Below are 14757 nucleotides of genomic sequence, written 5' to 3' on the forward strand. Positions count from 1 at the left end.
ACATGCAAGCGGTTGATTTAACAATTATTGGTGGTGGAATGGTAGGTTTGGCCTTAGCCAGTGCCTTAGCCGATAGCCCTTTACGCATCGCCATTGTTGAGCCCAAACCCTCGCAACAGCCTAACTTAGCGCAATACAGCCTGCGGGTGAGTGCCGTTAGTCTGTCTTCCCAGCAGTTTTTGCAGTCTTTAGGGGTATGGCAACACATCCTTGAGCAGCGAGTCGCGCCCTATAACGACATGCAAGTTTGGGAGCACGACAGCTTCGCTAAAATTCGTTTTCAGGCCGAAGCTTTATTGGTGCCAAATATTGGCCATATTGTAGAAAACGACATTATTCGTCACGCCCTATGGCAGCAAGTTAGCCAGCAGAGCAACGTAACAATTGTTGAGCATGCAGTAGACAAATTACACCGTGGCGATAGCGAGTCGTGGTTAAGCTTTGCCAATGGCCAAAGCATAAGCAGCAAGCTGTTGGTAGCAGCAGATGGCGCAAACTCTTGGTTGCGTCAGCAGTTAGACATCCCGCTTACCTATTGGGATTACCAACACACCGCGATTGTGGCCACCATCAAAACCGCCGAACCGCATCAAGATTGTGCCCGCCAAATATTTACCCCAGAAGGCCCTTTAGCCTTTTTACCCTTAAGCGATGCCAATACCTGTTCTATTGTTTGGTCGGTTTCCCCCGACAGAGCGGCAGAGCTACAAGCCATGAGTGAGGCAGAGTTTAATAAGCAGCTCACTATGGCCTTTGATAATCGCTTAGGTCTGTGTGAGCGAGTAGGAGAGTGCGCTGGCTTCCCACTGCGGATGCGTTATGCACGCGATTTTGCCGGTAAAGGTTTTGCCTTAATTGGCGACGCCGCCCACACCATTCATCCATTGGCAGGCCAAGGGGTTAACCTAGGGTTAATGGATGCTGCCGCGCTGGCGCAAGAGTTAATCGCTTTGCAACAAGCTGGCAAGAGCATTAATGACTACGCCAATCTGCGCCACTTTGAGCGCTGGCGTAAAAGCGAAGCCAGCCAAATGATCGCCTCAATGGAATTGTTTAAGCGCTTATTTGGCAATACTAATCCTGCACTTAAACTGCTGCGCGGAGTAGGCATGAGCTTGGTGGATAAAGCTGAACCGCTTAAGCAACAAGCTATGCGCCGCGCCTTGGGATTAGAAGGTGACCTGCCTAAGCGTGCCAGCTGTAAAGTCTAAGCTTTAGCGCTGACACTTAGAGAAAGTGCCAGCGCTTTTAGTTGCGAAGCTTATTAGTCGCGTGGCTTACTGCGCTTCATAATCGCCGAGAACTGGTCGCCACTGGTATTGGCTGATACCAATATCCAACCCGATTGATTCAAGTGATTAAGTGCATCCATCGGTGAGTTAAAAGCAATTACTTTGCCTTGGTTGTCTCGCAATAGATCTTTGTTTTTTAAACCAATCTCTAAGGCTTGGCCAAAGTCTACTTCAACCTTCCACTTGGTTAAGCTCAGTAGTTTTCCTTTGGCCACCACCATGGCGTACTCTTCACCGGTTTGTTGGTGTACTTCGTCGGCATGTACGCTTAATGACAACATAAGCATGATCACCATCGCTGCCAGTAAAGCTCTAATCATCACCGTTTTATGTCGAATACTTTTGTTTAGTTTTTGCAAATTCATGCTGCTCTCCTTGGCCTATTTACGTAGCAGTTCGATAATGTCGTAAGCAGCTTGGTAGAGCTTATTAAAGTGCTCGTAAGGCGCTGGCAATTCACTGGCGATGCGGCTGTTAATCGCGATAATGGTGCCAGACTCTGGGTCAGCCCAAATAAGTTGTCCGCCCCAACCGCTATGGCCCAAGCCATATTTGTTCATAATCGCCGATTTGTAATAGCGAGACTCAATGGCGGTAAGCTCTGCTGGCACTACCTCACCGTCTTTCTTAGCTTGTTTAATATCCTGCTTTGCAGCCTTGTTGTCTTCAATGAGCAAGCGGCCATAGCGAGCAAAATCTAAGCTAGCCGACATTAATGAAGCGCCAATCATTGGCACGCCTTCAAAATCGGTGCCCATGTATACGGTTTTCTCTCCGCCAATATCATGCATTAGTTCGCGCACTAACTGGTCGGCAGGCGTGTTAGTTGCCGCCTCAAGAATCAGCATTAGTACGTTGGTATTAATGGTGGCGTAATTGGCAATTTTTCCTTTCCACTCATTGCTGGCACCCATAGCGCCAATTTCACTGGCAAATTCGCGTAGGGTTTTACGCTGGTCGTTGCGTTGCAGGCCAATTACCCGCTCATCTTCGTCAAACATTTTTAAGGCTTCTGGGTCACCGGTGTAAGCGGCTAGCTCAGAGATATCATGGTTTACTGCCATGTTAGCTACATCGGCTACAGTGCGACCTCTAAAGCCTGCGCCAATCTCTGGCAGGTATTTTTCTACCTTGTCATCCAGGCTAATTTGTTGGGCTTTAAGGGCACGGTTTAGCAATATGTAACCCATCGACTTAGTCGAAGACTGGTCCGAGTAAATGCTGTTGCGATCACTATCTCGGTAGTGCTCTAGCATTACATCGCCGTGCTGGTTCATCACTACTATGCTGGCCACCGCCGGGTGGTTAATGATTCTGGCAACTGAGTCAATTTCATGAATCTCGTAATGGCGTTTTTGGTGATTGATGCGAAAGCTGTCTTGCGCGTTAACGGCCATTAGGTTGGGGGTAATTGACGGTAAATTTATTAAACCTTCGGCGCGTTGCTGTTGCCAAGTATCAATAGTTAATGGCGTTAGGTTAGAAGGCGCAGCACTTACGCCAGTGCTAAAAATGGCTGCAGCGGCTAAGCTCGCGAGTAAGGTCGTTTTAAGCGTTTTGCTATTTGTCATGGTTATTCACCTTATGGTTTGGCGAATCCTGCCTAGGGTTAACAACTTGGTCCTCAAGCTGCAAAGTTATGTTGTTGTTTCAATGTCTTCATATTACGGAATGCCAATTTCATAATATGAACTCTGAACTTGGTCGATTTCGTAATATGAAAAGAGCCGATTGCTTTTAATTCGTCGCGGTATTGGCAAGCTAGGGCTTAGAATTTGCGGCCAAGACTAAGGCTAAAGGGCACATCAAAACCGGGGTTGGGAGGAAGCAAATCGGCATTAGAAAGATGACGCCAAGAAAAGCTAAGCTCCCACTGTCTGTGCTCTCCAAAATAAGCGCCAAAGCTAATGAAGTCGTTAAACAGAAAGCGCGAGCCTTGCTCTTGATAGCCCAACTTATTGGATGACATGATCGATGGCCCAGCAGTAAAGCCGAAATATGGGTCGAAGTTGTCGCGAGATTTTAAGTTGTAACGAATGGTGGGAAGTACTGAGTAAACATCTACTTTACTGTTTTGTTCCACATCGCTCACCAAGTGGCTGTAGCCCACACCCAGCAGTAATTGCCAGCGCTCATTCTCGCCAAAGCGGCGATCCCAAAAGGTGTAACTAAGATCAAATACCGCATTATTTTGTCGCTCAACATTGGCGCCTACTTGCGGGCCATAGCCCACGCCAATGTTTAATTGTTTGGCGGGCAACTCAATACTTATTAGCATTAAACTTAGCCAGGCTAAGCTGGTTTTTAGTTGTTGGCCTTTAGCCTTGGAAGGGGGAAGTAATGCAACTTGCTGCATAAATGCTGTCTCATGGTGGTTGTTTAAAGCGTTCTGAGAGCAACTCTAAATAAATCTGTTTTCATAATATGAACAAGAAGCTAAGCTTTATTTCATATTGTGTAAAAAGAGCAAAGGCAAATGGCGGAATTGAATACCGAAGGTTTTGAGTTTTTTGGCGAAGATGAACATCGTTTTAGAATGATGCTGATAGAGCGGATCGAAGCCTACATGGTGCATAACAGCATTAGTAAGAGTGCCTTGGCCGACAAAGCTAATATTGGCAAAACTGCCTTTTATAGCAAGATGGATAAGCAGCAAGGTAGCCAGTTTACCGTGTCTGATTTATTCCGCTTGGGCAAAGTATTAGACGTTAGTATTTTGCAGTTTTTCCCTGTTGACGAAATAGACCGCATCCACGGTGGCCAGTTGGCAGTGCCTGCCAGTGTGCTTAGTTTAATGGATGAAATGATGAGCATGCCCAACCAAGACATCGAGCTGCTGCACTCACTAATGAAAACTCTGCGAGAGCACCAGCGCATAAGCTAGGCTCTAAAGCTGATTAGATTGGCTAGTTGTTGGCTAAATTGCTGTTATTGCACTAAATTGAGTGCAACAAATGCTTGGTTAAAAAGAGGAAACTAGTGTCACTAAAGGGAATTAAACAAAGTAAACGGATTTTCTTCGGTTTTGCTGGAGTGATTAGCTTACTGTTTATTGTTGTAGTGGTAGGAGCCTTTAGTATTGCTCAGCTTTTCCTTGCGGTAGATCGCTATGTTTCAGCCGGTGAGTTAGTCAGCAAGTTAGAACAAGCGCGCTTGCAAGAACTTATATTTACTCGTGATCATAATTTTACCGCAGCCAAACGAAGCTTAGATAAAATTGCCGAAGCATCCTCGTTGTCTAAAGCTTTTGTTAACACAAGTACCGATGAAAACAATCAAACCAATTTAAGCCAGTTACCAAAAGCGATTGATGACTATCATCAAGGGTTTGCTCAATACGTCGAGTTGATTGAAGAGATGATTGAGGCTCGTGAGCAGATGGTGATTGCCGCTGTGCAAGCCTCTTCAAGTGCCTTGTCGCTGCAGCGATTACAAGAAAAATACATCGATTTTGATAGCGACAAAATCAAACAGTTGCGTTTCGAAGTCACCAGAGTGATAGACAATGCCAATAAAACCTACAACGTAATCATCCCTGCTGAAATAGCTAAAGTGCACGAAAAAAGCTATTTGCTTAATAAAAATCCTCAAGAGTTAATTAATGCCCGTAATGCAGTGATTAAAATTATCAGCATTACCGACTTACTCAAATCCAGTATCAAAGATGAAAATAGCCAAGTCATTTTGCAAGGTATGTCTCAAGCAACAGATAACTATCTCGAAGAGTTAAATAAGCTTGAACAGGTAGTAAACTTGGGCGAGTTAGACGAGCGTTCAGCAATTATTACTACTTTAGATCGCAGCTCCAGCCACCTCATCAATGCCGCGTTTGCCTTGCGCGATAGCGAGCAGGAAGTGCTAAAAAATAAGCGTAGGCAGATAGATGCCACGCAAGACTTAATGAGCAAGCGACTAAAAATTAGTAAAGACATCGACAGCTTGCTAAACCGCCTAACCAATGCACGACAATCTGACCGAGACTTAGCCTTATCTAACTCACTAGAGGCTAAAAAGGTGTATGCACGCTCGGTTACTGCAGATTTAGATACCGTGCTAAATCGCGCTGAACAGTTGCAGCTTTCGCTTATAGAAGAGGATGAGATATTAGCCTTTGCCAGTTTTGTCCCCGAGGTGTCCAATTACTTAGAAAATTTCCGAGCAGTAGAACGGGTAACCTTAAGTGTTTATAAGGTGTCTAGCGCTATGATTGCGGCAGCACAACAAGCCGATAGCCTATTAGAGAATACCCGTGATCTACGTTTTAGTGATATGCAAAGTGCCCGCGGACTCTCTGATTTACTGTTGTTGTTAGGCCTGGTGTTTGCCGCAGCCATGGGCTTATTGGCCTTCTTCATTCGTAAGTCTCAATCGGCCATTGAAACCCTCGCCACCGAATTAAGTGCCGCTAAAGATGTATCAGAGCAAGCTAACCAAGCTAAATCGACCTTTTTAGCCAACATGAGCCATGAAATACGAACTCCCATGAATGCCATTATTGGCATGAGCCATCTCGCGCTTAAGTCTGATCTCAACAAAAAGCAGCACGGTTATGTGAATAACATTCATCGTGCAGCAGAAGCGTTGTTGGGCATTATTAACGATATTCTCGACTTCTCTAAAATTGAGGCTCGCAAGCTAGAGCTCGAGCATATTGATTTCGATTTAGAACAAGTACTAAGAGATGTGAGTGACATTATGTCGCAAAAGGCTCATGAAAAAGGCCTTGAGCTGGTTACCGACATGAGTGCGGTTATTCCCAAAGGCCTTATTGGTGATCCGCTACGCATAAAACAAGTACTGCTTAATTTAGTGAGCAATGCGATCAAATTTACTGAGTCTGGACAGGTCAGCATTACCATTAAACAACTGCAGAGCGATGCGAGCTCTACAGAGTTACTGTTTTCGGTTAAAGACAGTGGTATTGGCATGACCGAAGAACAGCTAAATAAATTGTTTTCGGCCTTTGCTCAAGCAGACAGTTCAACCACCCGTAAGTTTGGTGGAACAGGCCTAGGTTTAGTTATTAGTAAAAGCTTAGTAGAGATGATGGGGGGCGGCATACAAGTGCAAAGCACCTATCAACAAGGTACAGAGTTTAGCTTTAGTTTACCGCTAGGTGTTGAGCACAGTAATGGCCAACTTAGCGCACCAGAGACTTTAAAAGATATAAGTGTGTTAGTTATCGACGAAAACCCAGTTTCTCAAATCGCTATGACTAACATGTTAAGTTCCATGAACTTTAGGGTACTAACCAGTAGTGATCGCGATTCTACCTTTCAGTTAATTGAGCAAAACCATATAGATTTATTATTTGTATCATGGGGCGAAGAAGCATACTCCCAAGAGCGCATCGATCGCCTGCGGGCTTTTCTGACAGAGACTAAGCCACCCAAAATTATTATTACTTCTATGGCGGGCAATGAGAATTTGCATCTCGTGTTTAGTGATGCTCAATTAGAAGTTAGTGACGTACTGCGTAAGCCCATGACACCATCTAGCTTGCATGAATCAATACTTAAAGTGTTTAGTATGTCTAGCCAAACAGAGCGCTTACTCCCCATGGACACTAGCGCGATAGATCAACTAGCCAAACCATTAAGCGGTGCTAAATTGTTACTGGCCGAAGATAACGATATTAACCAAGAACTTGCTATGGAGTTACTGGGCGAGCAGGGGATAGAAGTGATAGTGGCCGAAAATGGCCTGCAAGCCATAGCGATGTTGGAGCAAGACGAGTTTGATGGAATTTTGATGGATGGTCAGATGCCAGAAATGGATGGCTACGAAGCTACCCAAAAAATTCGCTTAAATCCAAAGTATGCGGAGTTACCGATACTAGCCATGACCGCCAACGTCACTACCCAAGATAAAGAAAAGGCTTTGGCGTGCGGCATGAACGACCTGATTGGCAAGCCTCTAAACGTAGAGCAAATGTTTAAAACCTTGGCCAAGTGGATAAAGCCAAAGAACCCCAAGGTAAAACAAGCTACGCATCAACATTCACCAGCCGTTACCAGAAAGCTCGATTCTGGGGTGATTAAATATAACGAAGGTATCGCCGCCTGTAATAACAATACGGCCTTGTATGGCAAAGTGTTAGCGCGTTTTGAGCAGAGCTTTGGCCAGTTTGAGCAAGAATTTATGCAAGCAGCAAGCTTAGAAGAAAAACAGCGTTTAGCCCATAGCATAAAAGGCGTTGCTGGAACCATTGGAGCCACCCAGCTATTCCATCAAAGCGCTGCGCTAGAAAAAGCCTGTGAGCTTAATTTGGCAGAACAAATTAGCGATACCCTCGCTCGAACGCTTAGTGAACTTATACTGGTACTTGCCGACATCCCTCGCTTATTGGCTCGGGTCTCTGAGCAAGCCGATCCCCAGCCACCTGCAGAGCCAAGCACATCAACAGCATCTATTGGCCCCGAGCGGCTCGTTGACTTATTAGAACACGCCGACATAGAAGCGCTAGATGTTTGCGAAACCTTGTTGCTTAGCTTGCCCGAGTCTGAACATGAATTGCTAAGAGAAATTCAACAGCATTTACTCGAATACGAGTTTGAGTCAGCGTTAGAACTCGCCAAATCTTTAGCAAACAATAACTAGCAAGTGGCTTCCATACATACTATTCAGTAGTGCCCGCCAGTATGCTTAGTTTAATGGATGATATGATGAGCATGCCGAACCAAGACATCGAGCTGCTGCACTCACTAATGAAAACTCTGCGAGAGCACCAACGTTTGAGCTGAACTTGCAGGTAAAGTGAAATTAAGGTTTATGTGTGGACTATTGCCGCTTAACGTTCATTGCGCTGAAACTCTATTATAGGGCCATTGAAGCCAGCCCTTTTTATCGCTATTTGCATCCCGTAGTTGTCTTCGCTGGTGTCAATAATAATTCTTTTGGATTGGTGTTTCGCGTGTATATGTTGCGTTGCAAAAATTAGAGCTCGGGTAGCCATTCCTTGTCCGCGCATATTTTTGTTAGTAAACACGGGGCCAATAACCGCATCGGAGCTCGCTACCGGGTAATGTGTGCAGCGACCATAAGTGATGACTCCATGACTTTGAAGTGTTGTTTTGGTCCCACAGCAATACATTGAACTTCTTTTTAACGAGATCTTTAACATAAGCTTTAAGAGCTCTTTCCCCGAACCAAAATGGCTACGCAACATCTTTGCATTCCTAATAAATGACGAGAAATTATCAATAATCATCAGTTTGCTTGTAGAGGAAAGAGCGATCTTTTCATTGGGAACAATTTCACTAACTTCGAGTGAATAAACAAACTGTTTCATCAGTTTAACTTCCAATGTACATGGTAAGGTTTAAACATTAGTTTCTTTTTGAATCGAGCTAATGTTTCGGATGAATTGACGTATGAACCGTATACGAAGTACTTAACACCTGAATAACCTTCAATGCTTTTTTTTGCAATCTCTGTAATAAGCAAAGGGACGATTCCATCTCTTTGGTAATCCTTGTGCCCAAAGTAATGTGAAAGCTCTAGAAGCTCACCAGCAACTATACAGCCAGCATAGGCGACTAGCTTTCTGTTGTTATCAAACACTCCAAAATATGGATAGTTATGGGTGCCACTCTTAGATTTTTTATCGGTGTTAGGTTTTGGTTTGGTATTCAACATATCTGCGTCCATTGCTCCTTGGCGAACGCTAGCCGAGCAGCGAATTTCGTAAATCTCATCAAGGTAGTCATTGTAATTGATGGGTTCGAATACATACCCCAGGCGCAAAGCTTTTCTAACGTTTCTTCGAGCAGAGCTCTCTAGGGAGCTAAAGTATGAGTTGTAATCAGCATCTAACTTACAAACTGCTACGCCACGAGTCATTCGACCAAATATAGGCATTTTAGGATGTCGACGTGTTACTTCCTTAAAAAAAGTTCGTGTGAATTCACTAAAAAATGGCCCTTCATTTTTCGCAAGGCCGTATTTTAAAGAGATGTTTAAATCCGGTGATTTGAATATTAACCATATTTTATCTTTTAGCTTATTTAGTGAATTCATTTGAGATCCCTTCATAATTCATTCACTTACAGGTTAGATGACAAACATGTTAATTATTATTGATCTTAATCATCAAAATATGATGTTTATTTAGACAAGTTTTTTTAGTTATTACTGGCGTCACAAAAGAGCTTAGGTTTTGTTTATTTGATGGAATAAATAATCATTGGAGTTTTCAGCAATACCTATTTATAGCTTTGAATAGGCTACTGTTTATTAGATGAAACGATAGAGCTTGCTGTATGTATGCTAGTCAGTACTTCGTTTTGGGCGTTGCTTGCTTAACCTTTTCGTACCAGACTTCATTGCAGTTGGGCTATTACTGTTTTAGTCGGTTTTTGGGTGTAGTACAGCTAGATTGGTTTGAGCTAAGCGAAAAACTGGGCAGTAGTTAGACGAATTCACCCCCTAAAAAAGGCTAGGCGATTGCGCTCAAACAGGTGATTTATTTTTATTAAGTTTTTTCATGTCGATTAGTTTAACTAATGACTGGTAGTTTTGAGGCTGCCTTTTAAATTGTGCTTATGTTTGCACAAGCGAGCAATAATTAGTGAATAACTAAGGATTGGCTCGGTTTATTGGTGGTTTTTGCTGTTTTTGGCGGTTTTTTACTAAAGCTTGTCACCGAGCTGTTGAAGGGATGTAAGGGAATTGTGCAAGTTATAGATTAGCTCAGCTTGTGATTGGTGCTTTCTTGTTGCGCACATCTCGCTATAATTGTTCAGCATTGGCAGGGGGGATTACCCTTCGCGTCCTCATAATAAAGGGAACAGCACATGACACAGCAAACGGTTCTTCATCAAGCGCACCTCGACGCAGGCGCAAAATTAGTTGATTTTTTTGGCTGGGAAATGCCAATTAACTATGGCTCGCAAATCGAAGAGCATCACGCTGTTCGCCAAGCCGCGGGCATGTTTGATGTATCCCACATGACCATTGTTGATGTGCAGGGCGAACAAGCTCAGCCTTTCCTGCGCAAGCTACTGGCGAACGACGTAGCCAAACTCACGGTTAAAGGTAAGGCGCTATATGGCGGCATGCTTAACCACGAAGGCGGCGTGATTGACGACCTTATTACTTACTACTTCAGCGAAACCGAATACCGTTTAGTGGTTAACTCGGCCACTCGCGAAAAAGATCTCGCTTGGATAAGACAGCAAGCCAGCGATTACGCAGTAAGCATTACCGAGCGCCCAGAGCTAGCGATGATTGCAGTACAAGGCCCACAAGCTAAAAAGCTAACTTCTGCTGTATTAGACAACGATCAAAACCTCGCCATAGAAGGCATGAAGCCGTTCTTTGGTGTGCAAGCTGGCGATTTGTTTATTGCCACCACCGGTTATACCGGCGAGCAAGGCTACGAAATTGTAGTACCTCAAGATAAAGCGGTAGCTCTTTGGAAGGCCCTAGAAGCGCAAGGTGTACAACCTTGTGGCTTAGGCGCGCGCGATACCCTGCGTTTAGAAGCAGGCATGAATTTATATGGTCAAGACATGGACGAAAGCGTATCACCGCTGGCGGCTAACATGGGCTGGACCATTGCATGGGAACCGCAAGAGCGCGACTTTATTGGTCGTAAAGCGTTAGAGGCACAAAAAGCCGAAGGCACCGACAAGCTGGTAGGTTTGGTAATGGAAAGCAAAGGCGTAATGCGTGCTGGCCAAGCGGTTACCGTGGTTAATGAATATGGTGAAGCCTTGCCTGGTGTAGTCACCAGCGGCACTTTCTCGCCAACTTTGGGTCAAAGTATTGCGCTGGCTCGCATCGCCAATTGCGATGTAGAAGAAGCCTTAGTGGAAATGCGCAAAAAACAGGTTAAAGTGAAAGTAGTAAAACCTGTATTTGTGCGTAATGGCGCCAAAGTGTAAGCCCAAATAATCGAATTTTGTTTGTAGATTTAACTTTAAATTAAAACCTTAAGTAAGAACTTATAGAGGAAAGGAATTATGGCTAATATCCCTGCCGAACTGCGTTATGCCAGTACTCACGAGTGGGTACGTTCAGAAGGCGACGGCGTTTACACCGTTGGCATTAGCGAGCACGCTCAAGAGCTGCTTGGCGACATGGTATTTATTGACCTGCCAGACGTAGGCGACGACATTGACGCAGGCGATGACTGCGCAGTGGCAGAGTCGGTTAAGGCTGCCTCAGACATCTACGCACCAGTAAGCGGTGAAGTGGTAGAAATTAACGAAGAATTAGAAGATTCACCAGAGCAAGTAAACAGCGATGCTTACGGCGATGGTTGGATGTTCAAAGTAAAAGTGAGCGACGAAAGCGAGCTAGAGAACTTACTCTCGGCCGAAGATTACGCCGCCACTATCGAAGAAGATGAATAAGCTTTGATAAATAATGCGCTCCGCTAGTCGGGGCGCTTTTTTTATCTAAAAAATCAAAAAGTACACAGCAAACTAAACGCGACACACTTTGTTTCAGTAATACAGGAATTGTTCAATGAACCCCTCTTTGCCGTTAACCGAACTAGAGCAAAACCAAGACTTTATTCGCCGCCATATTGGCCCCGATCAAGCCGAAGTTAACACCATGCTTAAACAGCTTGGCTTAAGCTCTGTAGAGCAACTAATCGAGCAAACGGTGCCGGAACAAATTCGCCTAAGCGAAGGCTTAAACATTGGTGACAGCCTTACTGAGCAACAAGCACTGGCCGCATTACGTAAGCTAGCTAAACAAAACAAGGTTTACCGTAGCTACATTGGTATGGGTTACCACAATACCCATGTGCCACACGTTATTTTACGTAATGTATTTGAAAACCCAGGTTGGTACACCGCCTACACGCCTTACCAGCCAGAGATTGCCCAAGGCCGTTTAGAAGCGCTGCTTAACTTCCAACAGTTAACCTTAGACCTAACTGGCTTAGAGCTAGCCAGTGCCTCATTACTAGATGAAGCCACCGCCGCGGCAGAAGCCATGGCGCTAGCCAAGCGTGTGTCTAAAAACAAAAAGTGTAACCTGTACTTTATTGCCGACGACGTTCACCCACAAACCATCGACGTAGTAAAAGAGCGCGCCGACTTCTTTGGTTTTGATATTGAAGTAGGCCCAGCCGAGAGCGTGGTTGAGCACAATGTATTTGGTGCCTTACTGCAATACCCTGGCACTACTGGTCGTGTGCGTGACTTAAGCGAGCTAATAGAACAAGTACATAGCAACAAAGGCATTGTGGCAGTTGCCGCCGACATTATGGCCTTGGTACTGCTTAAATCACCGGGCGCAATGGGCGCCGACGTAGTACTAGGCTGTGCCCAGCGCTTTGGTGTACCTATGGGTTACGGTGGCCCTCACGCGGCATTTTTTGCCACCCGTGATGCTTATAAGCGCTCGCTACCGGGTCGTATTATTGGTGTATCTAAAGATCGCCGTGGCAAGCCTGCATTGCGCATGGCGCTGCAAACCCGCGAGCAACATATTCGCCGCGAAAAAGCCAACTCAAACATTTGTACTGCCCAAGTATTGCTAGCCAACATGGCCTCGTTCTACGCGGTATTTCATGGCCCTGATGGCCTACGCACCATTGCCCAGCGTATTCACCGCTTAACCGCCATACTCGCCCACGGCCTAGAAGCCAAAGGCCTAAGCCCAGAGCACGCCCAATACTTTGATACCCTAAGCATTAAAGTAAGCGATAAAGACGCAATTAAAGCGCGCAGCGAAGCTCTAGGCATTAACCTGCGTATGGACTTAGATGGCAGCGTAGCGCTTAGCCTTGATGAAACCACCACAGCAGCCGATGTAAACGACCTATTCACGGTATTGCTAGGTGACGATCACGGCTTAGATGCCGCCCGTTTAGACGCCATAGTAAAAGGCGAAACCTGCATTCCAGAAACGCTATTGCGCGATACGCCAATTCTAGAGCACGAAGTATTTAACCGTTACCGCAGCGAAACCGACGTACTGCGTTACATTCGTAAGCTAGAAAGTAAAGACTTAGCGCTAAACCACTCGATGATCTCGCTAGGCTCATGCACCATGAAGCTAAACGCCACCGCCGAGATGATCCCGGTAACCTGGCCAGAGTTTTCTAGCATGCACCCCTTCTGCCCAAGTGACCAAGCGCAGGGCTACCATGCGATGATTAGCCAGTTAGAAGATTGGCTAGTAAACATCACCGGTTACGACTCAATTTGTATGCAGCCTAACTCTGGCGCACAAGGCGAATACGCAGGCTTGTTAGCTATTCAAAAATACCACGCTAGCCGCGGCGACCATCACCGCAACATTTGTTTAATTCCAAGTTCGGCCCACGGTACTAACCCAGCTTCGGCGCAAATGGCCAACTTAAAAGTAGTGGTAGTGGCCTGCGACAAAGAGGGTAACGTAGACATGGACGACATGCGCAGCAAAGCTGAAGAGCTATCTGAGCAGTTGTCTTGTGTGATGATTACCTACCCAAGTACCCACGGCGTATACGAAGAAACCATTAAAGAGATTTGCGACATTGTTCATGACAACGGCGGCCAAGTGTACATGGACGGCGCCAACATGAACGCCCAAGTAGGCATTACTTCACCGGGCTTTATTGGCTCCGACGTAAGCCACTTAAACCTACACAAAACCTTTGCTATTCCACATGGTGGCGGTGGCCCAGGTATGGGGCCTATTGGCGTAAAAGCCCACCTAGCTCCGTTTGTGGCAGGCCACAGCGTAGTAAGTAACGGTAAAGCTAGTCACGCCAATGCAGCGGTATCGGCTGCCCCTTACGGCAGTGCGTCTATCTTGCCAATTAGCTGGATGTACGTAGCCATGTTGGGTAACCAAGGGCTGCGCCAATCATCAGAAATCGCCATTCTAAACGCTAACTACTTAGCCAGCCGTTTGAGCCAAGCCTTCCCTATTTTGTATAGCGGACAAAATGGCCGAGTAGCGCACGAATGTATTATTGATATGCGCCCATTAAAAGAAGCCACCGGCATTAGCGAAATGGACGTAGCCAAGCGCCTAAACGATTACGGCTTCCACGCACCAACCATGAGCTTCCCGGTAGCGGGCACCTTAATGGTAGAGCCAACTGAGTCGGAATCGCTGGCCGAAATCGACCGCTTTATTGATGCGATGTTATCGATACGCGCCGAGATAGCCAAAGTAGAAACCGGCGAGTGGACCTTACAAGACAACCCACTAGTGTTTGCCCCGCATACCCTAGACGACCTCACCGACGCCCAGTGGACCCACAACTACAGCCGCGAGCTAGCGGTGTTCCCATGTGACGCAGTTAAGCAAAACAAATTCTGGCCTACAGTAAACCGCATTGATGATGTGTTTGGCGATAGAAACCTCTTTTGTGCTTGCCTTCCAATGGAAGCCTACCAAGAGTAAAATCAAAAGCTTTTCAGTGTGTTATGATAGAAAGCGAAGCAGCGATGCTTCGCTTTTTTTGTGGCTAAGGGAGTAGAACGCAAATGCGCTTAAAGTTACTCTGCCT

General features: G+C 45.6%; 11 protein-coding genes. 6 read left to right on the forward strand and 5 right to left on the reverse strand.

What is annotated here, in order from left to right; translation table 11 throughout:
* Nucleotides 1-2 precede the first annotated feature (2 nt).
* The gene (locus G6R11_RS04890; RefSeq protein WP_163131976.1) at nt 3-1211 is read left to right on the forward strand and encodes an FAD-dependent monooxygenase; all 1209 of its coding nucleotides are present in this window, start codon (nt 3-5) and stop codon (nt 1209-1211) included.
* 53 nt (nt 1212-1264) lie between these two features.
* On the opposite strand, the gene G6R11_RS04895 is transcribed toward G6R11_RS04890, so the two are convergent.
* The 3 genes from G6R11_RS04895 to G6R11_RS04905 all read right to left on the reverse strand — a co-directional run bounded on the left by G6R11_RS04895 (nt 1265) and on the right by G6R11_RS04905 (nt 3648).
* Complete coding sequence (locus G6R11_RS04895; RefSeq protein WP_205472608.1) at nt 1265-1657, reverse strand: hypothetical protein; 393 nt, start codon at nt 1655-1657, stop codon at nt 1265-1267.
* Nucleotides 1658-1672: 15 nt separating this feature from the next.
* Nucleotides 1673-2863 carry a serine hydrolase domain-containing protein gene (locus tag G6R11_RS04900; RefSeq protein ID WP_163131977.1) on the reverse strand — a complete coding sequence of 397 codons (1191 nt, stop codon included), beginning with the start codon at nt 2861-2863 and terminating at the stop codon, nt 1673-1675.
* Between the two features lie 197 nt (nt 2864-3060).
* On the reverse strand, nt 3061-3648 hold the full coding sequence (locus tag G6R11_RS04905; RefSeq protein ID WP_163131978.1) for an acyloxyacyl hydrolase: 588 nt from the start codon (nt 3646-3648) through the stop codon (nt 3061-3063).
* Between the two features lie 120 nt (nt 3649-3768).
* Between G6R11_RS04905 and G6R11_RS04910 the strand changes: the two genes are divergently transcribed.
* Together G6R11_RS04910 and G6R11_RS04915 are read left to right on the forward strand one after the other, a co-directional pair.
* Nucleotides 3769-4176: an XRE family transcriptional regulator gene (locus G6R11_RS04910; RefSeq protein ID WP_163131979.1), complete on the forward strand. Its 408-nt coding sequence runs from the start codon at nt 3769-3771 to the stop codon at nt 4174-4176.
* Between the two features lie 95 nt (nt 4177-4271).
* The gene (locus G6R11_RS04915; protein WP_163131980.1) at nt 4272-7892 is read left to right on the forward strand and encodes a response regulator; all 3621 of its coding nucleotides are present in this window, start codon (nt 4272-4274) and stop codon (nt 7890-7892) included.
* Between the two features lie 190 nt (nt 7893-8082).
* On the opposite strand, the gene G6R11_RS04920 is transcribed toward G6R11_RS04915, so the two are convergent.
* A complete protein-coding gene (locus tag G6R11_RS04920) occupies nt 8083-8583 on the reverse strand; it encodes a GNAT family N-acetyltransferase (RefSeq protein WP_163131981.1) in 501 nt (166 codons plus the stop codon).
* On the reverse strand, nt 8583-9311 hold the full coding sequence (locus tag G6R11_RS04925) for a hypothetical protein (RefSeq protein ID WP_163131982.1): 729 nt from the start codon (nt 9309-9311) through the stop codon (nt 8583-8585). Before G6R11_RS04925 ends, G6R11_RS04920 begins: the two co-directional genes overlap by 1 nt.
* A 776-nt stretch (nt 9312-10087) precedes the next feature.
* On the opposite strand from G6R11_RS04925, the gene gcvT reads away from it, so the two are divergent.
* From gcvT to gcvP, 3 genes are all read left to right on the forward strand, one after another.
* Nucleotides 10088-11179 carry a glycine cleavage system aminomethyltransferase GcvT gene (gene gcvT / locus G6R11_RS04930; RefSeq protein WP_163131983.1) on the forward strand — a complete coding sequence of 364 codons (1092 nt, stop codon included), beginning with the start codon at nt 10088-10090 and terminating at the stop codon, nt 11177-11179.
* Between the two features lie 78 nt (nt 11180-11257).
* Nucleotides 11258-11650, forward strand: coding sequence for a glycine cleavage system protein GcvH (gene gcvH, locus G6R11_RS04935; protein ID WP_163131984.1), 393 nt, complete (start codon nt 11258-11260; stop codon nt 11648-11650).
* A gap of 115 nt (nt 11651-11765) precedes the next feature.
* The gene (gcvP, locus tag G6R11_RS04940) at nt 11766-14651 is read left to right on the forward strand and encodes an aminomethyl-transferring glycine dehydrogenase (RefSeq protein WP_163131985.1); all 2886 of its coding nucleotides are present in this window, start codon (nt 11766-11768) and stop codon (nt 14649-14651) included.
* The last annotated feature ends 106 nt before the right edge of the window (nt 14652-14757 follow it).

Origin of the sequence: Agarivorans sp. Alg241-V36 (assembly GCF_900537085.1) — a bacterium.
Classification (GTDB): Bacteria; Pseudomonadota; Gammaproteobacteria; order Enterobacterales; family Celerinatantimonadaceae; genus Agarivorans.

Excerpts from the sequence above, each read along its gene's own strand:
- G6R11_RS04890 (WP_163131976.1), top strand. The coding sequence starts at position 3 with ATGCAAGCGGTTGATTTAACAATTATTGGTGGTGGAATGGTAGGTTTG.
- G6R11_RS04895 (WP_205472608.1), bottom strand. The coding sequence starts at position 1,657 with ATGAATTTGCAAAAACTAAACAAAAGTATTCGACATAAAACGGTGATG.
- G6R11_RS04900 (WP_163131977.1), bottom strand. The coding sequence starts at position 2,863 with ATGACAAATAGCAAAACGCTTAAAACGACCTTACTCGCGAGCTTAGCC.
- G6R11_RS04905 (WP_163131978.1), bottom strand. The coding sequence starts at position 3,648 with ATGCAGCAAGTTGCATTACTTCCCCCTTCCAAGGCTAAAGGCCAACAA.
- G6R11_RS04910 (WP_163131979.1), top strand. The coding sequence starts at position 3,769 with ATGGCGGAATTGAATACCGAAGGTTTTGAGTTTTTTGGCGAAGATGAA.
- G6R11_RS04920 (WP_163131981.1), bottom strand. The coding sequence starts at position 8,583 with ATGAAACAGTTTGTTTATTCACTCGAAGTTAGTGAAATTGTTCCCAAT.
- G6R11_RS04925 (WP_163131982.1), bottom strand. The coding sequence starts at position 9,311 with ATGAATTCACTAAATAAGCTAAAAGATAAAATATGGTTAATATTCAAA.
- gcvT (WP_163131983.1), top strand. The coding sequence starts at position 10,088 with ATGACACAGCAAACGGTTCTTCATCAAGCGCACCTCGACGCAGGCGCA.
- gcvH (WP_163131984.1), top strand. The coding sequence starts at position 11,258 with ATGGCTAATATCCCTGCCGAACTGCGTTATGCCAGTACTCACGAGTGG.
- gcvP (WP_163131985.1), top strand. The coding sequence starts at position 11,766 with ATGAACCCCTCTTTGCCGTTAACCGAACTAGAGCAAAACCAAGACTTT.